Raw genomic sequence first — 23,565 nt, forward strand, 5'->3', positions numbered from 1 at the left:
TCACTCCAGCGAGCCGCACCTGGCATCGCAGAACCTTCGTCCCTTCCGCCCATTCATCAAGTCGTTGACTTCACGCCCATCATGTCCCACATGAACCTGATAGATGAAATACGATCCACGAGCATGTCAACGGCAGTACCACACATCAATGACGTTGGCATTTGCGACCCAACAAGTGTCCATATTTTTATTCTGGCTCCCGTGAATAGGAAGATAGTCGAGCGATGATCGGCCAGCCAGTCTACGATCGAATAGGATGATGGAGTAGATAGTTTGCCGACCCCATACAAACGTATGTCTGCCTGAGAAACGGAAAACCCAGCAAGCGCTGCTGTCATTGCGGAATGACCTTCATAAAACCGGCACGAGGGCTCGCCCAACCACACGCACCCTCCTGAATGGCGACCCGTCTTCGATACGCTACGGTACGTATCGAATTCTGGCATGAACTGGCCTTATTACGCAACCAATGGAAAACCATCCGTCAGGAGGCCTTGGCGCTGACGCAAGCGCAATGGTGCATCAATGCGTGACGCGCAAGCGTGAATCGCCTGAAGTGCGACGCGCTCAATGGCGCGGTCCGGCGGATCCGCTTCTAGTGCTGTGTCGAAGTTTCAGACCGAGTATGGACGGCGCCCATGATCGCCCTGACGAGATGGGGATTGTTCGGTTGCGGGGTGACTTCTGCCCGTAGACCATACCCTTTGAGTTTTCGAAAGAAGTACGTAAGCCACAAGGGATGCCCATCAGGACATGAAAATATCAGTTGTTCGTAATCGTAGTAGAGCAACGCATGCGTCACGAAGCGATACAGATTCTCGCAGGCCGTTGTCGATCCCCGCTCATCCAGCGTAATAAAGAGGGTCCACAAATCTGGCTCCGCTCCTGCCACGGCCTGAAAGCTTTTAATTCCTTCGGCCAGACTTAAGGACCCAGACTTATCCGGCGTTGGCGCCGTCACCGCCCCTTCATTCAAGCGCCGTTGGTAACTCACCGATGTACTCCGTGCATTCGCTGAACTCCCGCCTGATGTCACGAACGATCTAACAGCCCCATAGTATAGGAAGAGTGTTGAAACTGGAAACGGTCCTAAGGCCACGCACTACGGAGGTGTCCTAAAATCGAAAGTGTGTTTGAAAGTCCTTCGGCGCAGGTCTAGGTCACGCTGTTTAGTTAATACAAATGCGATTCCTGCAAACGCTTCAGGCTATCCATCGCCGGGTGGCGCCAGGCCCGCGAAGATTGCATCCAGTAAGCTATCGATGTGTGGTTCTGTTGGCATAGGATCAGCACCCGCTTCCAGGACTCGCTGATAGAGGCTTCCGACCAGAACATCCAGGGCGATGTCCACGTCGAGATCCGCCCTCAACTCGCCGCTATTTATACCGCTGCGGAGAATCGCACCGGCAAGCTGTCGCCGCGGCTTAAACCACTCAGTACGTAGCGCCCTTCTGACGTCGTCATCGTTCTGGGCCTGAGCGATCAGGAAGCACAACATTTTCCCGAAGCGGCCGTTTAATGTATTAGCAAGGTTGCGCATCGACGCGCGAAGGCTTTCCCGGGCGGTGGAACATTGCTCGATTGGCGCCGCAAGCTTCGCCTCCTTAAAGAAAGCATGCGAGACAATGGAGCAGACGTCCGGCCAGCGCCGATAGATTGTGGTCTTTGCAACGCCCGAATACGTGGCGATGCTTTCAACTGTCAGACCGTCAAATCCGGAACGCTCGCCTATGGCGAGTGCACTTTGCACGATCGATTCCGTCACCCGAGCGTCCAGCTCATGAACATTGACGCGTTTCGACTGCAGTCTTCGCTCTCGTCGCTCCGTGGAACGGCCGGCTTTTCTGCTTTTTTTTTCGTTCTTTTTCGCCATTTCCGGCCTCACCCCGGTCCCTCGGTTCTACATGAAAACGGGTCGGACAGGACGACGCGGCACGCGTCGACACCTCAAACGTAGCAGGAGTGAATTGAGCGGTCGGCGCAATCCACAAAACTCACGCAGCGCTACTCCGGCATAAACCCGTCAAGCCTCTTATTCGCGGCAAACACCGCAACAAATGGCGCAATACGCAATTGTTCGTCATGAAGCGCAACGATCCTTGCGATATCGCCGAATGCTTCCTCGTCGAGAGACCATTGCCCCAGTCCATGCCCCCTGCCCAGCGCAGCTTTGACAGCCTCCTGTGCCGCAATTTTTTCCTCGTGAGTCACGGTTCCATAGCCGTCATCGGCGAGAAATCCGCATAATGCGACGACCTTGATCAAGGTCTCCAGATGAAAGCCTGAACCAAAGCCGATGCGCATCATTTCAAGCGCCATATGATTTCGCAGAGACAGGCTGTCAACGAATACCGTGGGAATCGGCAGCAGACTTGCCTTGATTGCTTCGAGTGTCTCGGCCACTTCTTGCGAACGACTTCTTGAATTCATACGGACCACCAAGTGATTTTTTCAGATTCCCGGTTTCGATGCTTTGTGCCGCATGAATCTTTCAGTCATCTTTCTCACCGGCCGGCTTTGCTGACGCGCCAGTAGCCTCCGGGAAAGGAAGCGTGCCCAGTATAGACAAACGCCAGGTGTCCTGCTCTCGAACTGACGATCCACCCGCAAAGCATGCCGCTGTAACGACAGGCAGCCAGACCACCAAACGGGCCTCGCACTTAAACCATCGTATAGGGTCGTTAACCGGACGACGACAATCATGTAATCCTTAGTAGCCTTGTTCGAAGCTGGCAGCGTTACTAATATAAATCAGCCAGTTCTGACTTCGATTGTGGTTCGCGTCTCAACTCCGCGAACTTCAGACGCTGCACGGCCCTCGAGACCGAGAATCAAGCGGGCGTTTCGAAAAATATCATTCTGGAGAGTAGAGATGGACCATCTGACTTCAATCCGTGCCTTCGTGGCGGTTGCCAAGTTTGGAAGTTTCACCAAAGCTGCGGATGCACTGTGCACATCGAAGGCGCAGATTTCGCGAGCGGTGACTGCACTCGAGAAGCACACCCATTCCCGGCTGATCAAGCGGACCACAAGGCAGGTCTCGCTCGCCGAGGGTGCCCGCTGCTACTACGAAACCTGTGTTCGAGTGATTACGGAACTTCACGCGATCGAGCAGCAACTGGCGGAGGACAAGAATGTACTCGATGGACAAGTGTCTCTCGTGGCTCATCCACTCGCGGTAGCTTCAGGCTTGTCGGACCTCCTGTTGGCATTCACCAGGCGAGCGCCCGGTGTAGACGTTGAGGTGACGGTCAGCGCATCCAGTCTTGACCTTGAAAACTCTGACTGTGACGTCGCACTCTACCCGCCTCAGAAGATACTGAACACTTCCGCGATCAGCCGTCGCCTGTTTCAGTCTCCCCATATTCTCGTGGCCTCGCCCACGTATCTTGCTCGAACGCAAAAGATAGACTCTCTTTCCGATCTCTCCTCGCACACCGTTATTTTCCTGCACGCCTACGAGAACGGAAAATGCGAACCTTCGCTAAGAGATCCGGATATGCTCAAGCGTCTGCGGATGCCCCGGTATCGATTCTATGCCAGCGAGAGTTCCGCTAAAGACCTGGTGTTGGCGGACGCCGGCGTTGCACTGCTTCCGGAATGCGTAGTCGCCGAATGCATCAAATCCGGGCGACTGGAGCAAGTCCTGGCGAAGGAAGCGTTGATTCGTGAAGACGCGGAACTCAGTGTCCACTACGTACAGAAACGTCTCATGTCGCGCCGCACACGTGAACTCGTCGAGGAGTCCATCCGGTTTTTTGCACATCGGAAAACAGGCATCGAGACCGAAAAACTCCATCTCGCGGCTTGATCGGCTCTCGCCCGATCGGGAAGCTGGAGGAGATACGAGAGGCGATACAGGCGCACTGCGTCTATTTCGCTCCGCTAGCGGATGGCTTCTGGGGAGAACACGGCAGCACGAACTGGAAGGTCACGCCTCGTTGCGCGCCGGGAGTGGCCCACAGTTGTCCTCCGTGCGCCTCGATGATCGAGCGGCAAATGGAAAGCCCCACACCGAGGCCGCCAGATTTTGTCGTATAGAAGGCCTGAAATATTTTCTCCAGATCGTCCTGGGACAGGCCCGGTCCGGAGTCCTCAACTGAGACGGAAATACTATCGGGCTCGCTTGCAGCGGTGTGAATGCGCAGTTCGCGTGTACCCTCTCTGACCTGGCTCATCGCTTCAAACGCATTGATCACCAGATTGACCATCACCTGTTGCAACTGAACCCGGTCGCCTTGCACAGGTGGCAAATTGTCCGTCAGATACGTTTGGACCGCGACACCGTATTTCGAGGCTTCGCCTGCGGTAAGGGTGATAACGTCCTTGATCGCCTGATTGATTTCAACCGGATCCTCGCGCGGCGGGGCCTTCCTGAACAGCGCGTGCATGCCGTTCAGAACATCCGAAGCGCGATCGCCGCTCTTGATGACGCCATTGAGCGCCGCACGGACCTCGCCGAGATCGAGCGGCTTGATATTCATCCAGCGCAGGGCCGCGTGCGCATTGGTAACGGCCGCTGAAACAGGTTGTCTGATCTCGTGCGCAATCGACGCCGAGAGTTGCCCGAGGGTTTCAATGCGATTCGAACGCATCAGGTTCATCTGGATTTCGTGCATCTCCCGCTCGGTGCGCTTGCGTTCAGTCAGATCGACCACGAAGGCGACGCCACGTTCGCAGCGCTCGTCGAATGCCGCCGCACCTAGCAGAACCGGCACACGGCTGCCGTCGCGGCGGAGATATTCTTTCTCCTGAGCATGGTACACACCGGTGGACCGGAGATCGGCCATGGTTTTCTGGTTTTGCGCCAGCCACTCGGAAGGTGTCAGGTCGCTCCATGACACGCGTCCGTCGATCACATCCTTACGGTCGTAATCCACCATGTGTAAAAACGCATCGTTCGCCTCCACGATGGCGCCCTTCGCGTCCCAGATGAAAATGCCGATGATGTTTGCATCAACGAGGCGCCTGATTTTCGCTTCGCGCTCTTCGAGGTCGCGGTAAAGACGGGTGTTCTCCAGCGAGATTGCGGCTTGCGAGGCAAGCAGCTTCAGCATTGCGATGCGGGTCGGCGTGAACACATCCGGACTCAGACTGTTCTCCAGGTAGAGCGCGCCGATCAGGTTGGCCTGATTGGCCAACGGTACGCATAGCAGCGAACGCGCGCGATTCTGGCGAATATACGGATCGTCCGAAAACGGGTTTTGCACGGAGGTGTCGGCGAGGATCACGCTTTCGCGTGTACGCGCCGCATACTGGATGATCGAGGCGGGCAGCGTCGCTTCATCGGCACCGAGTTCCCGCACGCTGACGCCGGAGGGGTCGCTCGCGTCGCTGATCCTGGCTTCGATCCGCTGTTCGACACTGCCCATCAGCGTCAGTACGCCGCGCTCGGCGCCTGCGTGCTCGAGCGCGGTGCGCATCAGAATGTCGATCAGCTTCTCGCGTACTATTTCGCCGGACACGGCTTGAGAGACCTTGATTACGGTGGCGAGATCGAGTTGCTGGACCGGGGTCGCAATGGTGCTGGTCGAAGGCACGACATGTCCGACTTCCAGAAGATACGGGTAGAGGTGTTCGAGCTGGCGGACCTTGCCGGTGGCTTCCCAGCGCAGGTAGCCATGGTAGGCGTCACGGAGATACGTGCGAGCCGTCCGGTCGAAACCGCGTGCGGCGTAGAAGCGGGCCGCAAGTTCATTGGCTAGCGCTTCATGGTGGACGAAACCGTGCTCGCGTGCCGCGCGAACGGCGCATTCGTAGTGCCGCATGGCCTCGAAGTCACGACCGTCGATACGGGCAAGTTCCGCGCTAACGAGGGCATGGCTGTCGGCGAAGTTCTCAGGACAGTTGTCGGCCCAGATCTTCATTTGCGCATGCATCGCCTGCAGCACCTCGAGATGCCGAACGTTGTTTTGCCCGCATGAGCAATCGCATACGGCCGCAATGGCCAGTGCCCCGTAATAGTGTGATTCGGCGACCTCAAAGAGAGACGGGGCAATCCAGAACAGTTCGCGCGCCTTTTGCAGCGCATCCACCGCCGCCCGATAGTCCCCTGCAAGGAAGCGGGCCTGTAGTTTGCGCGTCCAGTAGCGGCACGCTGCCAGCCCTAGCGCGGGTCGTGATTCGAGCCGGCGTTCGAAGCTGGCTTCGTCAAATTGCGCGTCGTCGAACGTGCCAAACTTATACGTCAGGCCGCGGAGGGTCCGGATCATGGCGAGCTGCGAGGCCATCGAGTCGATAGCGAAAGACATTCCCGACTTGCGGGCGAATTCGATACCGCTCCCGGCTTCACGTTCCGCGTCGCTGAGCGGTTCGCCCACCGCCAACAGGTTCGTGTTGATATTGGTGCAGACGTATGCGGCAACCGTGAGATCACCGATACGATTGGCGACCTCGAAAGCGCGCAGGAAGTGTTCGCGGCACACTGAAACGTGCTGGGTCCACGGAACGATGAACTGCGCAAACCAGAGGTAGACGCGCGCCTGAAAGCGCACGAGGCCGCGTCTTTCAACGAGCTCGTAGCCAAGCCGTCCGAACTCCGCTCCCGCCTTGTAGTCGCCAAACAGCGGCCCGGCGATCTGGCCAAGCCAGACGTAGGCCACGCACGATGCGTCGGTATTGCCGCGCTTGAGTGTCAGGTTGACCGCCTTGCACGCCAGCAGGGCCAGCAGCTTTGCGTCCGTGTACAAGGCGCAGGGGAATACCTTCGCGAGCACGTCGAGCATCGCCACAGACGGCGGGTCATCCATCAGTGGCGACTCGATGAGATCCGCTATGGCGCGACCACGAAGCTGCGAAAAAATCCGGTCATATTCCCGCCGGCATTGCTGTTCGGTGGGGTGTAGCGGCCATTCCGAGCCGAGCGAGCGCACGAAGTCCACACAGACCGCCACGGCACGGCTGCTGTCACTGAGGGCGGTATAAAGATCGATGCGTGACGAGGCCACCAGGGTCCGCTCGATCTCGCTCACGGCGCGTGTCGCGAGCACGTTCAGGTACTGCTCCGCGGCCTGCAGATCGCCCGTCAGGAACTCGCACTCCGCGCGGTTGAGTTCCAGCTGGAACACCAGCTCGCGACGGCTCGTCCAGGCGTCGTCGGGCAACAGTGCCATGCCGGTCGCGAGATAGTTGAGCGCCGCGGCGTGGGCGGCGGCATTCTTGGCGCGCTTGCCGGCGATCAGGTTGAATCCCGCCAGTTGCTCCGCCTCCTCGCGCGCATCGATCAGCTCGATCCCTCGATTGAGCTGACTGACGATTTCGAAGATCGCTTCCTCCTGCTTCGCGGCTGGCGTATGGTCCCTGAGCAGCCGGCCAATCCGCAAATGCACTTGCGCCCGCTCGGCCGTCGGGATCAGTGAATACACGGCTTCCTGTACGCGGTCGTGGACAAACTTATAGATATTCCCGGCACGCGCAATTAACTCCAGAAACAAGGCCTCCCACAGGGCGGCGTGGATTTCCTCCTCGGATATGTCACATACGAACGACAGTGTCTGCACGTCACAACTGTTGCCAAAGCAGGCAAGAATCTGAACCACACGCTGGGCCGCAACAGACAGACGGTTAAGCTTGCCGACCATCAGATCGACAACATTGTCAGTGAAACCCTTGGCGAAGATGCGCTGGAGGTCCCAACGCCATTGAGAACGCGCATGATCAAAGGTGAGCAGCGATTCTTCCGCCAGTACGGAGATAAACTGGATAACGAAGAATGGATTTCCGGCGGTCTTTTCGTAGACGAGATGCGCGAGCCGCGCGACTTCTTGCGGCTCGCAGCGCAGCGAATCCGCAAGCAGGTGTTCTACGTCCTCATGCGCGAGCGGAGCAAGCTTGATCTCGCGCACGACGGCTCCTGCATGGCGCACGCCCGCAAGCTTGCGCATCAGAGGATGAGCCGCGTCCACTTCGTTGTCGCGGTATGCACCGATCACGATCAGGTGTTGCACGTCCTGGCTGGTCAGCAGATCTTCGAACAGATCGAGCGTGGCCGAGTCGAGCCATTGCAGATCGTCGAGAAACAACGCGAGCGGATGTTCCCTGCGGGCAAACACGCCGATAAAGCGGCGGAACAGCAGTTGAAACCGGCTCTGGGCATCCTTGGGCGGAAGCTCGGGAACAGGCGGCTGTGCGCCTATGACGAGCTCGAGCACGGGGACCAGATTCACCATCAATTGTGCGTTGGGGCCCAGCGCTTCGCGCAACGCGTCGCGCCACTCGCCCAGTTCCTCCTCGCTTTTGCCCAGCAGCATGCGAATCAGGCTGGCTGAGGCCTGCGCAAGCGTGGAGTATGGAATATCCCGTTTGTACTGGTCGAACTTCCCGGACGCAAAAAGGCCGCGCGGAGGCACGAGTACCTTATGCAGTTCGTTCACGAACGAGGACTTGCCAATCCCGGAGTATCCAGTGACAACGACAAGCTCCGGCCTTCCGCTGACGACGACCCGCTCGAAAGCTGCAAGCAAGGTTTCGATGTCGCGCGTACGGCCATACAGCTTCTCAGGAATCAGCAGGCGGCCGGGCGTGTCCCGGATTCCCGGGACGAACTCTCCGACCTGGCCGCGATGTTCCCAATCGGCCAGGCACCGCTGCAGGTCGGCGACGAGGCCCGCCGCCGTCTGGTAACGCTCCTCGGCCACCTTGGCGAGCAGCTTCATGACGATGGCGGAGACCACGGCGGGGATGCTACGAAGGCGCTGACCAGGTGGCACCGGCTTGCGTGCGATATGACAGTGAACCCACTCCATGGGGCTTTCTGCTGTGAAGGGCAGGCTGCCTGTCAGCATTTCGTAAAATGTGACCCCTAACGCATAGAGATCGGTACGCGGATCGATCGAGCGATTCATACGCCCGGTCTGCTCCGGTGCCATATAGGCAAGCGTGCCCGTCATGATCTCGGGGGGATCGGGCAGCGCACGCTCACGTGGCAGGCGCGACGTAATTCCGAAACCGGTTAGCCAGGCCTCGCCGCTCTCCGGATCCGCCAATACATTCGCAGGCTTGATGTCCTTATGGATCAGGCCGCGCTCATGCAGACGGCTGAGCGCGGTTGCCAGACTCACGGCGGTACGCAGAAACAGTCCCATCTTCATGGGATGACCCAGCAAGCGGTCGAGCGGCTCGCCGCCCGGCTCCTCGATCAGCAGTACAGTCCACCCATGATCGCGGATAAGCTCCACGGGTCGAGCGGCCCACGTGCCATCGAGATCGCTTTTCAGGCTGAATTCATGCGCAAGACGATGCAGATCGCCTTGCATGGCAGTATCAGTATCGGCGACATGCGCCCTCAGAACGCCAGCGGCGATGCCGTCATGCCAGTTTCGACAGAAAATGCGTTGTCCGTCGACACGAGTCAGACGGAATTTGCCATCGTCAAGGCTATCGAATCCCGACGCTGAGTTCATGCGGACAAACCTCCGCTTCGATCCTGACAGGCCTTGAAGTCTAACTAGTGTTGTTTGACATGCAGCTTCGTAAAGCCGCGACGGCGCATGTTTGATGACGGGTTGAGGGACTGGCGTTCGCGCGGTGACGGAGCACGGCATGACATCGGAAGCGGTCTCCTTATAGCGCCTCGTCGCCCGCCGGGTAGGCTGCCGAACCGCGTGTAGCATGTAGCATACAAAGCGGCAGGAGAAATGAAAAATACATAGTAGTGTAGGTACCCATATGTTCTAAGTATGGGTTGGAAGGGCTTTTTGATGAGGGGGCCGCTAGCAAACGGGCGTTGATTTCTTTCGCGTCAAGCTCGAACTCCGGCTCCTCTGGCACGGGGCCGGTTAATCGGGTTTCGTCTGCGTCATCTGGATGCACCTTTGTCACCTTCGCTCAAAGTGTCCTCAATTCCCACGCATTCATAGCCGCGACCGGTCCCACGCGTTGGTAAATGCTCGATGAACTGGCCGATGGATTAGCCAGGCGCACGGAATTCCAGGGTGTGTCTTAGTCCAATTTCGCCAACCTGCTGCATCGTCTGCTCCGGCGTTAGCCCATTCCACGCCTGATGCGCCTGTTGAACGTCGTCGAAGAACTGCTGATGTTCGAAGCAGGCGATGTCGAGCAATGTCGCATCTTCATTGCTGCTATTTCTGACGCTGTGGTATGAGTTTGCCGCCACAATCACCGTACCGCCTTGACTGACTTTCTCTTCGACTTCCTCCGCACCACGAGTGAGCGTAAAGATCAGCTCTCCTGATGTCACAAAGAACACCTCCGGATACTGATGTTTATGCGGCGGAATGTGTTCCGACGGCGCCAGGGTCTGGACCGCGACCGTAAAGGTTCCATCGGTGTCTTCACCGCGCGCTTTCCAGATCAGGTGCGCACCCAGAACATCAAACCGCTTCCCTTCTCCAGCAGGGATGACATGTGACATACCCGGCTCCACTTTCCTCTGCATGACATTCGCTCCTTGCGACGCCCGGCTTATGTCCGGCCGGCGTCTCGTCCACGACATTCAAAGACCTCGAAACAGCCATCTTTGATCGGCTTCGAAGCAAAATTGTCGTCCGGTTCGCTCGATGCGGGTTGTTGCAGGTGGCCAACTGTTGGTCCGGAATCGCCAGGCGATAAGATTTTCTGGCGCTAACACCTAGCCGACGCGCTTATAAAAACGATGGATGCGGATCTCCGACCACAGCTTGAGGCCGAAGAACGGATCCTGCTGGTTAAACGATTCGACCTCTTCGCGCGAATCCGCTTCGACGAGGAAGAAGCTGCCGTTCATCTTCTCCCCGCTGTCATCGGTAAGGGGCCCTGACATCGCGACTTTGATCGGGGCCTTCTCCAGATAAGCGCGGTGAAGCGCGATGTTCGCCTCGCGCAACGCCAGCGCGTCCGGCTTATCGGTGCAATATATGATCCAGTGCATCATCGACTCCTCAGGTTTATCCGTGCACGATTACTGCGCGGTCGCATCGGCCCAGGCCGGGCACGTCAGCTTGTCGGGTGCGATATCGAACTGCTGGTAGTTGGCCGCCGTGACGACCTCCGTCTTCAGCGCAATGCTCTTGGGCACCGGTTGTCCCCTTAGCGCCCTCAGGGCGGCCATCACGCCAATGCAGCCTTGCTTGAAGCCGGAATAATCTCCGCTGGCGAGAAGCTTGCCCTGCTTGATCAGGTCCACCGCTTCCTTGCTCGCATTGATGCCCACGACCTTGGCGTGCTGGTTGGCGCCGTCGAGCGCGTCGAGCGCACCAATCGCCATGGCATCGTTGGCGGCGAGAATGCCGTCGACGTTCGTATAGGTCTGGAGCAGATTCTCCATCACCTGAAGCGCCTGCAAGCGCTGATAGTTGGCCGGCTGCGAGCTCAACACCTTGATTCCCGGCGCCTCCTTCAAGGCGTCGTGAAAGCCGCGCATACGCTCGTCTGACGTCGATGTCCCCCGGACGCCTTCAAGAATGATGATGTTGCCCTTGCCGTTCATTGCCTTGAACAGATAGCGCGCCGTCTGCAGGCCGATCTGGTAATCGCTGGCACCCACGAAGGAAACGAAATCTCCCGATTGCGCCTTATCGACGATATTGACGGTCGGAATCTTCGCTGCATTCAGCTTGGCGATCCCCGGCCCCATCGCCTTGAAGTCCACCGGGATAAACACCACTGCGCTCGGCCGCTTGACGATCACGTCGTCAATCTGGCTCATCTGCTCGGGAATGCTGTCCGCTTTGGTCGGTACGTAGTTGATGGCATTCGCATGCATCTGTTTGGCCGCATCCTGCGCGCCAAGCCGCACGCTCTGGAAATACGGATTCGTCAGGTTTTTGGTGAACACGGCGATATTCTCGCCGTCGGCGTGGGCAAGCGGTGCCAATCCACACAACGCGGCGAAAAGAACGGTCCTGATAGCAAGCTTGTTCATGTCTGTCTCCATGGTTCTCGTTGAAAATTTCCGCTTCAAGCAGCCGGGGCGAGCGCTTTAATGAACGCTTTGCAGCACCTTCTCGGCAGCGTGCTCCGCGACCATCAGGGTCGGCAGATTCGTATTGGCGCTGGGAATCACGGGCATCACCGAAGCATCGACGACGTACAGGTTCTCCAGCCCGATGACACGGTAGCCCGCATCCACCACAGCCTTTTCATCACTGTGGCTGCCCATCGCACAGGTGCCAACCGGATGCCCCATTGGCGCGATCGCCGCCAATAGCTCACGGTCGGTGATGCCCGTGCTGCCATGGCGCTCGGAGAGCGGCCGTCCTGTGCCGAACGCGCGGCGCACCGCGAAACGCCGCACCGGACCCGGCGCATTGAGGGCAATGCTCGCACCGGCGGCAAGCGCCGTTCCCGCGAGGCCGGGGCGGTTGAACTGGTTGACGGCCATACCCGCGGGCAGCAGGAACGCCTCGCTGTAGCAGGCGGCCACGCCGGCATGGCGCAGCAGCTCCTCTGCCAGACGCGCGCCTTTGACCACGCGTGGCGCATCCCGCGGATCGTCCAGCATCCGGAAGTCCACGCGCGGGCTCGCGAGCGGATCGTTGCCCGCCAGCGTCACAAAGCCCTTCGAGAACGGGGAGTACAACGCCGAGCCCACCATTGCAACATCGGTCCCGAAGCCGCGTGGACTGACCCGTCCCAGCGTGAACAGCAGCAGATCGCCAGCCGGGCAATCCGGCGCTTTCGAGGAAGCCCGCAGGCCCGCCACCACGAAGCGCCGCAGATGCGAAGCGAGCCGCTTGCCTCGCGGAAGCGTCAGCGCGAAGAACAGATACGAATGGTTCTGCAGATTCCGTCCGACGCCAGATCGCTCGATAAGCGGCGCGATGCCCGCCTCTGCAATCTCCGCTGCTGGCCCCACACCGGAGCGCAGCAGCAGTGCCGGAGAATGGATCGCGCCGGCGGAAACGATCACACGCCGCGCGAGGATCCTGCCCGCGCCGCCATCGCGTACATAGTCGACGCCTGCCACCTTACGCCCGTCGAAAACCAGGCGCGTGACCTGGGTCTGCGCGACGATCGTCAGGTTCTTGCGGTTACGCACCTCGTCCGTCAGATAGCAGCCGGCGCTCGTCGAGCGCACGTTTGCATTGCGGCTGGACGGCATCGCGAAGAAACCATCCCCCGGCGTCTCGTTGATATCGTGGATGTAAGCGAATCCCTGGGCCCGAGCGGCCTCCTTCATGGCCGAGACAAAGGGCGGCCATTCGTCCGCGGGCATCCTGCGGATAGGGCTCGTACCTGTCTGCCCGCCTGCGCGCGATGGATCGTTTTCGATCTTCCGGTAAAGCCGCACCGCCTCTTCCCACGACCATCCCGACGCTCCGGCAGCAACCCAGCGCGAGAAGTCCGACGGCAAGCCTCGCAATGCGAACATCCCCATGATGCTCGAGCCGCCGCCCATGATCCTTGCCTGCGGAAAGGGACGTGGACGCTCACCCGCGACGATGGTGGCCTCAAGGCCCGGCCAAAAGTAAGCGGGGTTCAGCGTCGAGCTGGGAAACGTGTCCTGTATGTCGGCGGGCGTCGATTCCGGCGGCGTATCGACCCCGGCCTCGACCAGCATGACGCTATGCCGGCCGCTCTCCGAGAGGCGCGCGGCGAGCACCGCCCCCGCGGTGCCGCCCCCGACAATCAGAAAGTCCGGTTGCTGCCCTGCGTCAGCATCCCGACCCTGTGCCGGGTCTTGATCCGTCCTCGGCGCATGCATACGTCAAACCCCCATGCCAGCCCACGCGCGCTCCAGAAGCGCGCGCAGTCCTTCCGCGTCGACTGGCCGCGGGTTGTTGTACGGGTTGGCCATCGCATCCTCGACTGCACGCGCGACACCATCCTGCGGCATGCCGATATCGCGCAAGGCGAGCGGGATGTCGCACTGACGCTCAAGCTGCATCAACGCCGCGAGGGCGTCAGCGGAACGCGTGGCGCGGCCAAGCCGCTCCATGGCTTGCGGCACCGCCGGCGCATTGAAGGCCAGCGCGTAGGGCAAAACGATTGCATGCGTTTGCGCATGCGGCAAATCAAACAGTCCGCCCAGCGTGTGGCATAGCTTGTGATGCAGCCCCATGGACGAGGCGCCGAGACAGCATGCGCATAACCACGCGCCATACAGCAGTTCGCCGCGCGCATCCGGATTGCCGGGTTCGCGCAGCACGTCGGGAAGCGCATCGAAAACTGCGCGCACGCCCTCTTCTGCCATCAGCGAGACGATCGGATTGCCGTCCGGTGCATAGAGCGCCTCCACTGCGTGAGCAACCGCGTTGAGCGCGGAAAGCGCCGACATGGTGGGCGGCAAGGTCAACGTGAGGTCCACGTCGTACACCACCACTTCCGGCTGGATCTTCGGGCCACGCTGGGTCGTTTTCCGGCCACCCCGGGTTTCGCCGAGGATCGGCGTCATCTCTGAACCCGCATAGGTGGTCGGCAGGACGATCTGCGGCAGGTCGGTGCGCAGCGCGATCGCCTTGCCCAGTCCCGTCGTCGAGCCGCCGCCGACCGCCACCACGCCATCCACGCCCAGCGTGCCGGCAACCTCCAGTGCACGCTCGGTGACGTCTACCGGGGTATGCATGGTGGCGTCCGAAAAGATCCCTGCCGCACGCGCTCCAAGCAGCTCACGCACGCGCTCGGCAAGCGCGGTCTGCTCCGGCGTCGAAAGGATCAACAGCCGCTGCAAGCCGAGGCGCTCGGCTTCTTCGGCGAGTTTTCCGCTGGTTCCCCGGCCAAATATGACCCGGGAAGGCAGCCCCTGGTAAATGAACGCGTGCGACATGGACTTGAGCCTCGTTGAGTGGGGACGAATGGCCGTTACAGCAGCGTGCAGACGTCGTCGAACGGCAGGCGCGGCAGACGCCCAAGAACCTTGCCCGAGTCGCCATAGCCGAGGTTGCACAGGAAGTTGACGGCGACGTCGCCTTCAGGGAAAAACTCGTCGTTGACTTTCTTCGCGTCGAACCCGGACATCGGTCCACAGTCAAGCCCAAGCGCCCGTGCGGCGATGATCAGATAAGCGCCCTGCAGGCTGCCGTTGCGAAAGGCGGTGCTCTCGATCAGCTCCGGCTTGCCATCGAAGATCGCGCGTGCGTCGGCCTTATGCGGAAAAAGCGTCGGCAACTGATCGTGAAAGCGCCGGTCGTAGCCGACAATGACACACACAGGCGCCCGCTGCGTTTTTTCGACATTGGCCGGAGCCAATGCAGGCAACAGGCGTGCCTTCGCCTCAGGCGTGCGTAAAAAAACGAAGCGCGCTGGACACGTGTTCATGCTCGTCGGACCGTACTTCAGCAGGTCGTAGAGTTCCTGCAATTGCGCATCGGTGACGGGCTTGTCAAGCCAGCCGTTCTGGGTGCGCGCAGAACGGAACACCAGGTCGAGTGCTTCCGGGGCCAGCTTGCTTTCAGTGGTAGTCATGATGCGATCCATCCAGTTCCAGGTTTCAATCAAGGTAAAGTTCGGGCAAGGCTCACAAGCGGCGTTGTGCCCGCTTCCTGTCGTTGGCGCGCATGCCGGCCGCCGTCTCGAGCCAGGGAATCACCGCGGTCGCACCGTGCTCCGCCGCTCCGCTGGCGACCGCACCCAGATACATCTGGTGCGCGATTCCAGTGAGAGTCAACACCACGCCCGTCGACTTTCCCTGAGCCAGCGCTGCTTCGAGCCGTTCGACCAGGATTGCGCATGTGAGGGGAGAATCGTAGTCGTGCTGCGCAACACGCGCTGCGTGCTCCTTGATCAACGGTGAAGCGATCGCACTGGTCTCCATGACCTGAACCATCTCGCTCCAGTCCAGCCCCACCGCCTCGCCGAACACCAATGCCTCCGCCCACATTCCGAGCGAGACGCCCGTCATCACATCAAGCACGCGCGTCATCGCACGGGCTTCTTCGCTTTCGCCAAGAAAGACGATCTTCCCGGCCAGTCCTTCCAGCAGGAAGCGCGCGGCTTCGTATGCGTCATGTCTGCCACTCACCATCGCCGTATGAACCGGCGTGCCGCTCTCGCCCGGTCCCTGCGTCAACGGTGCGCGCACATACAGTGCCCCGGCCGCTTCGGCAGCTTTCGCGATCTGCGCTGAGAGGCCTTCGCTGATCCAGGTGATGTCCACATACAGCAGGCCCGCGCGCTTCTCGCTAAACAGCCCGCCGCGGCCCAGTACCCGTTCACGGAGTTCTGCTTCGCTTGCGCAAGCGCTGATTACCGCCTGTGCGTCATCGATCGGGCCGCCGTGCACAAGCCCCGTGCGTTCCTGAAGGTGTTGAGACAGCCGTTCCTTGACCGGCTCACAGGCGGCATTGCCGAGCCATACCACGTGTTGCATGTGCTTCATCTAGTTCCCCATTCGGTTTGTCGCGGGTCTGCCTCTGTACCGCGCTAGGCTCGTGCTTCCTGCCGCTGACGGCTCACGGAGTCCACCAGCACCGCCACGATGATGATTGCGCCCGTGACAAACGGTTGCCAGTTCGCATCCACATTCAGAAGGTTCAGGCCGTTCAGGACCAGCGTCAGGATCAGTGCGCCGATCAGGGTTCCATACGGACTCCCCACGCCACCGAACAGCGACGTTCCACCGATCAGCACGGCCGCGATGGCAGGCAGCGTCAACGGCTCGCCGATATCCCCTTCCGCGGAATTGAGCCGCGCAAGAAACACGAGGCTGCCCAGACCCGCCATCAGACCGCTCAACGCATACACGAGCACGAGCCGCCGTTTGACCGGCACACCGGAGAAGCGCGCGGCGACCGGATTCGAACCGATCGCGTACACCTGTTGCCCCCATGTCGTACGGCCGACAAAGAGCGCGGCGAGCGCAAGGAAGATCAGCATCAGATAGACCGGTACGGGAATCGAAAACAGATAGCCGCTTCCGAGCTGGCGAAAGCCATGCGGAAACCCGTAGATGGTGTTGCCGCCCATGTAGTAATACGTAAAGCCGTTGATCAGCCACATCATTCCGTAGGTTGCGATAAACGACGGCATCCGTAGCGCAGCGACCAGCAGACCGTTCACGAGACCGATCATCGTTCCACAGGCCAGCGCGATCGCCGCGCCTTCGAGCGCCGAGCCGCTTGCCTTGATTGCGGTCCCGGCAAGGCACGCCGACAGCGCCACGTTGGCGCCGATCGAGAGATCGATACCCGCGGTCAGCACGACCAGAGTCAATCCCGACGCCATCAGGAACAGCAGGCTCGTCTGGCGCAGGACGTTGAGCAGATTGCCGGTGGTCAGAAACGCATCGGTTGCGAGAGACAGCGCGAGGCCCACCACGAAGACCGCTGCGAGACGCGAAACCAGCTTCGACACGTTCTCGGTGGGCCGCAGTGCTTTGGGGAAATTGAGCGAGTTCATGATTGCGTCTTCCATCCTTCAACGAAGAGAGCGAGCAGCACAAGCACGCCGATACACGACACCTGCACGGACGACGGCACACCCACCAGATCGAGACCATTTCTGAGCATGCCGATGGTCAACACACCGAGCAGCGTGCCGGGCAGACCGCCCTTGCCTTTTTCAAACGACGTTCCGCCGACGATCACCGCTGCGATCGCATCGAATTCGAGGCCAAGCGACGCCGTTGGGTGCGCCGTGCTCATGCGTGCGGTCAGCAACACGGCGCCGATGCCGAACATTGCGCCAGCGAAGGTGTAGACGCCGATCAACCACACCCGCACCGAGATACCCGCAAAACGCAGCGCCTCGGGGTTGCCGCCTATTGCTCTCGCGTAGATCCCTACGCGGCTCCGGTACATCAAAACGTGATTGAGCAGATACGCGCCGGCGGCAAAGATCAAAGGCGCGGGTATCCCGAGGATGGAGCCGTTGTAGAGCGCAGGAATGGTTGTGCCGATGTCCGTGATGCTCTGGCCGCCACTCAGGATCAGCGCGAGACCTTGCGCCATGCCCATGGTCCCCAGCGTCACCACAAACGGAGGCAGCCTGAGCCAGGAGATGAGGGTGCCGTTGACCAGACCAAACAGTGCGCCGACGCCGATGGCCGTCACGATGCCGACGGCGCTGCTCGCGCCGGCCTGCATCACGCAGCCGAGCGCCACGCTACTCGCAGCGGCCACCGCACCCGCCGACACATCGATGCCCTCGGTCAGGATCACGAAGGTCATGGGCAACGCAATGATCAGCAGGATCGACGATTGCGAGCCGATATTGACGAGATTCGCCATGTCGACGAACTGGCGGTTCAGCGCCGTGAAGACCACGATGACGAGCGCCATCATCCATGCGACCCCTGGCACCTGCGCGGGTATGCGCGTCCAGTTCACCGCTTGAGTCATTCCCTGAACGTTACGCATCATGCATCCCCAAGGCTAGAAGGTTCTCTTCGGAAAGCTGATCGCGGCTCAGTTGCCCCGCCACCCGGCCTTCCCTCATGACGTACGCGCGATCGCAGACGTGAACGATTTCCGGCAACTCGGAACTGATCAACAGCACCGCAGCGCCCTCTTCGACAAGACGCCCGATCAGCGCGAAGATTTCGGCCTTGGCGCCGACGTCGATCCCGCGTGTCGGCTCGTCGAAAATGAACAGCCTCGTGCCTGTGGCGAGCCATTTGCCGATCACGATCTTCTGCTGGTTGCCGCCGCTCAGGACGGCTGTGCGACGATTGATGGTGGGCGTTGCGATGCGCAGTTCGGCCACCATGTCGCGTGCGACCTGCCGGGCGAGACGGGGGCGAAACCAGCCGCCGGGAAAGCGCTTTGCCAGGCCGGACAACATCAGGTTGTCGGCGACCGAACGGGTCACCGCGAGGCCCTCGTGTTTCCGGCTTTCGGGAATCAGCGCCATGCCGAGCTTGACCGACTCATGCGGCTCGCCCCGGCGCGGCTGACCGAACACTTCCACTTCACCGGCGCTTACCGGATCGATGCCGAAAGCGGCTCTCGCCACCTCGGAGCGGCCGGAGCCGACCAGACCTGCAAGCCCGACGATCTCGCCCGCACGCACTTCCAGATTCACGTCGCGGATGCCGTTTGGCGACGACACGCCACGCATGACCAGCGCCGGCGCGCCCGGTTGTTCACAGAAGCGCCGCGCATAGGTCAGATCGACGTCGCGGCCCACCATCATGCGCACCAGCTCGGCCGGAGTCGTTTCCGACGGCACCGCGGCGCCGACCATGCGGCCATCGCGCAGCACGGTAATCCGGTCTCCGAGTTCAAACACCTCACTCATCCGGTGCGAGATGTAGACAATGGCCACGCCCTGCGACTGCAGCATACGGATGACCCGGAACAGGTTCTCCGTCTCGCGCTCCGACAACGGCGCGGTCGGTTCGTCCATCACCAGGATGCGCGCGTTCTGCGAGAGCGCCTTGGCGATCTCCACCATTTGCTGCTGCGCCACGCCGAGTTTGTGGACCGGCGTATGGGGATCGCAATCGAAGGCAAGCAGGTCCAGCACCTTCTTCGCTTCTTCGTGCGCTCGCGCGTTGTCGACAGTGCCGGGCAGACGGCCGCGAAACTCGCGGCCGATATAGATGTTTTGCGCGATGTCCAGATGCGGAACCAGCGAGAATTCCTGGTAGATCACGGCGACGCCAAGCGCCTGCGCATCTTTCGGAGACTGGATAACGACCGGTTGCCCGTTATGAAGAAACGCGCCTTCGTCAGCGCGATACACGCCGCTCATCACCTTCATCAGGGTCGACTTGCCGGCGCCGTTCTCGCCGAGCAGCATATGCACTTCGCCGGCGTGCACGGCAAACGTCACGCCATCGAGTGCCCGGACGCCCGGGAACTGCTTGGCGATATTGCGCAACTCCAGCAGGGGGTGAACACTCGCGGCCTCGCCATGGCCGGCGGGCTGCCGGTTTGCGGCACTTGCCCCGCTTCCGCTCGTGGTGCCGTAAGATGCCGCGCTGCGCATTGCAGCGACATTGACAGGGTTCGCGTTCATGCCACCCCCGAAAGCGTCTCGACATGCTTGACGAGAGCAATGTAATCGTCTTCGCCGCCGCCCATCGAAATCAGTCCCTGGAACATGCCGCGCACAGCGGAAGTCAGAGGAAGCGGCACATAGCTTTGCGCCGCGCAATCCAGGATCAGATCGACATCCTTGGTCTGCGTGATGGCGGACATGGTCGAGGTGAAATCGCGCTCTTTCAGCGGCGGCGTCTTGTAGAGCACCATTGGCGAAGCAACCTGACTCGACGCCAGCACCTCCAGCATCTTCGACCAGTCAAGCCCGCTCTTGCGGCCGAGCGTCAGCGCCTCGCCGATCATGCCCGCCGAGACGGAAATCATCAGGTTGACGGCGAGCTTCATGAGCCGCGCCTCCTCCGCCTGCCCAAGATAGAACGCGCGCCGCCCGATTGTGTTGATCAGGGGTAATGCCAGATCGTAGGCGGCTTGCGGACCCGATGCCATTACCGTGAGCGCCGCCGCTGCCGCGACCACGCCGTTGCCGGAGACTGTCGTGCGAAGGTATTGCACACCGCGGGCAAGCGCCGCCTGGGCCACTTCGGCGGACACGGTGGCGGAAACCGTGCTGGTGTCCATCAGGACCGCGCCTCTACGGGCGTTTTCAACCACACCTTCGGCGCCGAGCGCAACGGCCCGGAAAATCCTGTCGTTGGGCAACGAGGTGACGACCACGTCGGATTCGCTTGCGACCTGCGCGACTGAACCGGCTGGCGCCGCCCCCCGGGAGACGATTTCATCCAGGCGATCCTGTACACGATCAAACGCCATCACTTCGTAACCCGCCTTCAGCAGATTCGTACACATCGGCAAACCCATGTTGCCGATTCCAATGAACCCGACACGCAAGGCCGGCTTTGCTTCATTCATGACGTGCTCCCAAAATGACGGCGGAGAAATACGGATGAGGTTCAGTGCGAGCCGAGCAACTGGTTCAGGCCGCCTGCGATGCGTCGTCCGGACGCGTCGAGTTCATCAAGCCGGCGTCCCAGCGCCGCATAGGTGAGCTCACCGTGGCGCTTGCGGTACTCCCCGGCGACCAGCACCGTATCGACATGGGATGGACTGGCCTGCATGACAAGCGCGGCGACGTGGTCGTGCAACGGGCGCATGCCGATCGTGTCCGCGCGCACCAGCACGACATCGGCCTGCTTGCCCGGCGTGAGCGAGCCGATCTCGTCGGCCAGCCCGAGCGCCTGCGCGCCCCGCATCGTGATCCAGCCCAGTGCGTCGTCGCAGGACAGCGTGGAGGTCGGCGGCAATTGGCCATGCAATTCTCTCGACGCGGCGTTATCCAGCGCGCGCTGCGACGCAAGCGCGATGCGGGCGACCGTGAACATGTCTCCGGCAATCGACGATTCGAGATCCACACCGAGCGACGGAGCATGCCCCGCATCGCGCAGACGTCCGGTAATCGGATGCCCGTGCCCCTGCTGCATCTCCGTCTCGGGCGCGAGGGAAAACGTCACGCCGCGCTCGAGCATCATGTGCAGTTGCGTGTCGCTCAGGTTGTTTCCATGAACGACGTTGGTCCGCGAGTCAAGCAGGCCTGCCGCAGCGAGACGCTCCCAGCCGTCAGGTGTTTTGGCCTCGAGGCCTGCGCAATGCATGCTGGCCACCAGTCCATATTCCCGGGCGAGCTGGAAGTCCTGCACCGTCACTTCGTAGGTCGAATAGTGCGGCCCCAGAATGGCCATGCCCAGCGTGACCAACGCATCGCGATTCTCGAAGCGGCTCTTCAGCAGGCGCTCGATTTCTTCCCGCGGATGTGGAATTTCGCTGAAATGTTTCTGGCCGGGTTTTGGGTCCGGCTTCGGAGAACCATGAAAAAACACGCTGCGGATGCCCGATTCAATCAGACCGTCGATAGCGCGATCAGTGTGAGCGGGTGTCGGGTTGTTGTGACACCAGTCTCCCAGCGTCGTCGTGCCGGAATTGAGCTGGTTCAGCGCGCCGACCAGGGTGCCGATATGAAGATCGTCCGGCGAAAACAGGGTTGCCAGGCCCGCGTGCACGCTGCGGAAGTATTGCGGCAAGGTCCAGTTCGCCGCGATCCCCCTCAGTGCGGTCTGCCACGTGTGCATGTGTGCATTCACCAGACCCGGGATGACGATACATCCCGTGGCATCGATCACTTCCGCGTCGGATGCCTCCAGTCCGGCGGACACATCCTCGATACGCGCGCCGTTGATCAATACATCCAGCAGCCCGGAACCCACGCGCTCGTCCATGGACAGCACGTACCCGCCTTTGATCAGCTTCCGTCTCATCTTTTGTCTCCTCCACCTGCACGCCGCTTATGTCCGGCTCGCTTCACGCCACTGCGCAAACCGCCAGCGACGTAACCGGGTAATCGACCTGGTGTCTCGCGATCCGCAAATGGCCCAGTTCTTCCCTGACGCGCAGATGCTCGGCATGCTGCGCATACGCTGCCAGCGACTCGTGCGAATCGAACTCCGAATACAGCACGACGTCGCACGCATAATCGACGCGGCTGACGTCCACACCGACCTCCATGCACAGCAGGCCGGGGATTTTCCCCATCAGCCCTTCAAACGCAGTCTTGAGGCGCAATGCCACGTCGGCTTTGTCCTCCGGCGTGTCGCCTTTCACATTCCACATCACGATGTGCTTGATCATCGGATCACTCTGGTCTTGAAGGTGAAAATACGCCTGGCCTGTGCGCCGGTTGCCGGTTGCCGGTTGCCGGACAAAGGGCATACCGGCTCTTGCCGGCACATGGCGGCACTAGCCGGCACCTAGCGGCTGCGCGGACGTCCGGCATCCAGCCGGTTAAGAACAAACGTGAAATCGAGTGTGCTAAACGGGCTGTCCTGATCGCTTCCGTCGGGCGCCCTGCCCGATTCGTGGCGCTCCCAGTTGGCGATCAGCGACGAGCGCACACCGAACACGGCGTCAGAGTCGAGATACTTGTCGCCGGACCTGAACACATGCGTAATAAGCCGCTCATAGCCCGGTGCGTCGATCATGAAATGGAGGTGTGCGGGTCGCCACGGATGGCGGCCCAGCGCCGCGAGCATGCGCCCGACCGGCCCGTCGTGCGGGATCGGGTACGACTCCGCGGTGATCGAGCGGAAATGGAACGATCCATCCGCGAGACTGCGCAACGTGCCGCGTCCGTGGGCGCCCGCCGCCTCGGCGTACTGGACATCGTAGAAGCCATCCGAATCCGCCTGCCAGACGTCGATGCGTGCGTTCGCAATGACTTCGCCTTCCAGACCCGTGACTCTTCCGGTCACGAAGCACGGCTCGCCCTTCGCGCCATTGCCTACGTCGTCGCCGTTTTCATATTGCGGCGCGTCATCGACAAAGAACGGGCCAAACACAGTGGACTCGGTGCAGCCTCGCGGTTTGCGATTGTTCAGGGCGGTCACCAGCATCGACAGCCCCAGGGTGTCCGAAAGGAGAATGAATTCCTGCCGCTTGTCGTCGGTGATGTGTCCGACGTCGGTCAGGAACTGGATCCCCTGGAACCACTCTTCTTCGGACAATTGAACGTCGCGGGCGAACGCATGCAGATGCTGTACGACGCTGGTCATGATCTGCTTCAGGCGCGGATTCTGGGCCTCGGCGTGGCGGGCCAGCACGATCTGTGTGATCGTGTCCTCATCGACATTGCGCATAACGTCTCCAATGTGGGGCTGCTTTGGATCAAAATATAGTCGACCGATGGATGGTGAAAAAG

General features: G+C 60.7%; 20 protein-coding genes. 2 read left to right on the forward strand and 18 right to left on the reverse strand.

From position 1 onward, the window contains the following. Positions 1-595: 595 nt before the first annotated feature. From FFS45_RS11620 to FFS45_RS11630, 3 genes are all read right to left on the reverse strand, one after another. Positions 596-994, reverse strand: a complete 399-nt coding sequence (locus tag FFS45_RS11620) for a hypothetical protein (RefSeq protein WP_137954785.1) — start codon at positions 992-994, stop codon at positions 596-598. 213 nt (positions 995-1,207) lie between these two features. Then, a complete protein-coding gene (locus FFS45_RS11625) occupies positions 1,208-1,873 on the reverse strand; it encodes a TetR/AcrR family transcriptional regulator (protein WP_137954786.1) in 666 nt (221 codons plus the stop codon). Between the two features lie 131 nt (positions 1,874-2,004). After that, the gene (locus FFS45_RS11630; protein WP_137954787.1) at positions 2,005-2,430 is read right to left on the reverse strand and encodes a hypothetical protein; all 426 of its coding nucleotides are present in this window, start codon (positions 2,428-2,430) and stop codon (positions 2,005-2,007) included. Positions 2,431-2,872: 442 nt separating this feature from the next. On the opposite strand from FFS45_RS11630, the gene FFS45_RS11635 reads away from it, so the two are divergent. Continuing rightward, positions 2,873-3,811: a LysR family transcriptional regulator gene (locus tag FFS45_RS11635; RefSeq protein WP_137954788.1), complete on the forward strand. Its 939-nt coding sequence runs from the start codon at positions 2,873-2,875 to the stop codon at positions 3,809-3,811. Between the two features lie 61 nt (positions 3,812-3,872). Here the strand turns inward: FFS45_RS11635 and FFS45_RS11640 are convergent, their stop codons facing one another. Next, on the reverse strand, positions 3,873-9,254 hold the full coding sequence (locus tag FFS45_RS11640) for an ATP-binding sensor histidine kinase (protein WP_171029636.1): 5,382 nt from the start codon (positions 9,252-9,254) through the stop codon (positions 3,873-3,875). Between FFS45_RS11640 and FFS45_RS41705 the strand changes: the two genes are divergently transcribed. After that, entirely contained in the window at positions 9,225-9,395 is a 171-nt protein-coding gene (locus tag FFS45_RS41705; protein ID WP_171029637.1) for a hypothetical protein, read from the forward strand. The genes FFS45_RS11640 and FFS45_RS41705 overlap by 30 nt on opposite strands. A gap of 512 nt (positions 9,396-9,907) precedes the next feature. On the opposite strand, the gene FFS45_RS11645 is transcribed toward FFS45_RS41705, so the two are convergent. The 14 genes from FFS45_RS11645 to FFS45_RS11710 form a co-directional block, all read right to left on the reverse strand. After that, positions 9,908-10,396, reverse strand: coding sequence for a cupin domain-containing protein (locus FFS45_RS11645; RefSeq protein ID WP_171029638.1), 489 nt, complete (start codon positions 10,394-10,396; stop codon positions 9,908-9,910). A 192-nt stretch (positions 10,397-10,588) separates the two neighbouring features. Beyond that, positions 10,589-10,870, reverse strand: coding sequence for a YciI family protein (locus FFS45_RS11650; protein WP_249362762.1), 282 nt, complete (start codon positions 10,868-10,870; stop codon positions 10,589-10,591). A gap of 27 nt (positions 10,871-10,897) precedes the next feature. After that, positions 10,898-11,860 (reverse strand): sugar ABC transporter substrate-binding protein, encoded by a 963-nt coding sequence (locus tag FFS45_RS11655; RefSeq protein ID WP_212745721.1) that lies wholly within the window; start codon positions 11,858-11,860, stop codon positions 10,898-10,900. 57 nt (positions 11,861-11,917) lie between these two features. After that, positions 11,918-13,642 (reverse strand): GMC family oxidoreductase, encoded by a 1,725-nt coding sequence (locus tag FFS45_RS11660; RefSeq protein ID WP_137954792.1) that lies wholly within the window; start codon positions 13,640-13,642, stop codon positions 11,918-11,920. A gap of 3 nt (positions 13,643-13,645) precedes the next feature. Continuing rightward, a complete protein-coding gene (locus FFS45_RS11665) occupies positions 13,646-14,704 on the reverse strand; it encodes a maleylacetate reductase (RefSeq protein ID WP_137954793.1) in 1,059 nt (352 codons plus the stop codon). 35 nt (positions 14,705-14,739) lie between these two features. Further along, the gene (locus tag FFS45_RS11670) at positions 14,740-15,342 is read right to left on the reverse strand and encodes a malonic semialdehyde reductase (protein WP_137954794.1); all 603 of its coding nucleotides are present in this window, start codon (positions 15,340-15,342) and stop codon (positions 14,740-14,742) included. 52 nt (positions 15,343-15,394) lie between these two features. Beyond that, positions 15,395-16,255 carry an NAD-binding protein gene (locus FFS45_RS11675; protein WP_137954795.1) on the reverse strand — a complete coding sequence of 287 codons (861 nt, stop codon included), beginning with the start codon at positions 16,253-16,255 and terminating at the stop codon, positions 15,395-15,397. A 44-nt stretch (positions 16,256-16,299) separates the two neighbouring features. Further along, entirely contained in the window at positions 16,300-17,274 is a 975-nt protein-coding gene (locus FFS45_RS11680) for an ABC transporter permease (RefSeq protein ID WP_212745723.1), read from the reverse strand. Continuing rightward, positions 17,271-18,215, reverse strand: coding sequence for an ABC transporter permease (locus FFS45_RS11685; protein WP_137954903.1), 945 nt, complete (start codon positions 18,213-18,215; stop codon positions 17,271-17,273). Before FFS45_RS11685 ends, FFS45_RS11680 begins: the two co-directional genes overlap by 4 nt. 10 nt (positions 18,216-18,225) lie before the next feature. Continuing rightward, positions 18,226-19,836: a sugar ABC transporter ATP-binding protein gene (locus tag FFS45_RS11690; RefSeq protein WP_249362763.1), complete on the reverse strand. Its 1,611-nt coding sequence runs from the start codon at positions 19,834-19,836 to the stop codon at positions 18,226-18,228. Beyond that, positions 19,833-20,729, reverse strand: coding sequence for an NAD(P)-dependent oxidoreductase (locus FFS45_RS11695; RefSeq protein ID WP_137954797.1), 897 nt, complete (start codon positions 20,727-20,729; stop codon positions 19,833-19,835). Before FFS45_RS11695 ends, FFS45_RS11690 begins: the two co-directional genes overlap by 4 nt. A 41-nt stretch (positions 20,730-20,770) precedes the next feature. After that, positions 20,771-22,129, reverse strand: coding sequence for an amidohydrolase family protein (locus FFS45_RS11700; RefSeq protein ID WP_137954798.1), 1,359 nt, complete (start codon positions 22,127-22,129; stop codon positions 20,771-20,773). A gap of 43 nt (positions 22,130-22,172) precedes the next feature. Next, on the reverse strand, positions 22,173-22,499 hold the full coding sequence (locus FFS45_RS11705; RefSeq protein ID WP_137954799.1) for a Dabb family protein: 327 nt from the start codon (positions 22,497-22,499) through the stop codon (positions 22,173-22,175). A gap of 119 nt (positions 22,500-22,618) precedes the next feature. After that, entirely contained in the window at positions 22,619-23,503 is an 885-nt protein-coding gene (locus FFS45_RS11710; protein ID WP_137954800.1) for an intradiol ring-cleavage dioxygenase, read from the reverse strand. Positions 23,504-23,565: the final 62 nt, after the last annotated feature.

Origin of the sequence: Burkholderia sp. 4M9327F10 (assembly GCF_005503145.1) — a bacterium.
Classification (GTDB): Bacteria; Pseudomonadota; Gammaproteobacteria; order Burkholderiales; family Burkholderiaceae; genus Paraburkholderia.

Bases quoted from the DNA above. Each gene is read 5' to 3' on its own strand.
- FFS45_RS11625 (WP_137954786.1), bottom strand. From the start codon at position 1,873: ATGGCGAAAAAGAACGAAAAAAAAAGCAGAAAAGCCGGCCGTTCCACG.
- FFS45_RS11630 (WP_137954787.1), bottom strand. From the start codon at position 2,430: ATGAATTCAAGAAGTCGTTCGCAAGAAGTGGCCGAGACACTCGAAGCA.
- FFS45_RS11635 (WP_137954788.1), top strand. From the start codon at position 2,873: ATGGACCATCTGACTTCAATCCGTGCCTTCGTGGCGGTTGCCAAGTTT.
- FFS45_RS41705 (WP_171029637.1), top strand. From the start codon at position 9,225: ATGCGCAAGACGATGCAGATCGCCTTGCATGGCAGTATCAGTATCGGC.
- FFS45_RS11640 (WP_171029636.1), bottom strand. From the start codon at position 9,254: ATGCAAGGCGATCTGCATCGTCTTGCGCATGAATTCAGCCTGAAAAGC.
- FFS45_RS11645 (WP_171029638.1), bottom strand. From the start codon at position 10,396: ATGCAGAGGAAAGTGGAGCCGGGTATGTCACATGTCATCCCTGCTGGA.
- FFS45_RS11650 (WP_249362762.1), bottom strand. From the start codon at position 10,870: ATGATGCACTGGATCATATATTGCACCGATAAGCCGGACGCGCTGGCG.
- FFS45_RS11655 (WP_212745721.1), bottom strand. From the start codon at position 11,860: ATGAACAAGCTTGCTATCAGGACCGTTCTTTTCGCCGCGTTGTGTGGA.
- FFS45_RS11660 (WP_137954792.1), bottom strand. From the start codon at position 13,642: ATGCATGCGCCGAGGACGGATCAAGACCCGGCACAGGGTCGGGATGCT.
- FFS45_RS11665 (WP_137954793.1), bottom strand. From the start codon at position 14,704: ATGTCGCACGCGTTCATTTACCAGGGGCTGCCTTCCCGGGTCATATTT.
- FFS45_RS11670 (WP_137954794.1), bottom strand. From the start codon at position 15,342: ATGACTACCACTGAAAGCAAGCTGGCCCCGGAAGCACTCGACCTGGTG.
- FFS45_RS11675 (WP_137954795.1), bottom strand. From the start codon at position 16,255: ATGAAGCACATGCAACACGTGGTATGGCTCGGCAATGCCGCCTGTGAG.
- FFS45_RS11680 (WP_212745723.1), bottom strand. From the start codon at position 17,274: ATGAACTCGCTCAATTTCCCCAAAGCACTGCGGCCCACCGAGAACGTG.
- FFS45_RS11685 (WP_137954903.1), bottom strand. From the start codon at position 18,215: ATGACTCAAGCGGTGAACTGGACGCGCATACCCGCGCAGGTGCCAGGG.
- FFS45_RS11690 (WP_249362763.1), bottom strand. From the start codon at position 19,836: ATGAACGCGAACCCTGTCAATGTCGCTGCAATGCGCAGCGCGGCATCT.
- FFS45_RS11695 (WP_137954797.1), bottom strand. From the start codon at position 20,729: ATGAATGAAGCAAAGCCGGCCTTGCGTGTCGGGTTCATTGGAATCGGC.
- FFS45_RS11700 (WP_137954798.1), bottom strand. From the start codon at position 22,129: ATGAGACGGAAGCTGATCAAAGGCGGGTACGTGCTGTCCATGGACGAG.
- FFS45_RS11705 (WP_137954799.1), bottom strand. From the start codon at position 22,499: ATGATCAAGCACATCGTGATGTGGAATGTGAAAGGCGACACGCCGGAG.
- FFS45_RS11710 (WP_137954800.1), bottom strand. From the start codon at position 23,503: ATGCGCAATGTCGATGAGGACACGATCACACAGATCGTGCTGGCCCGC.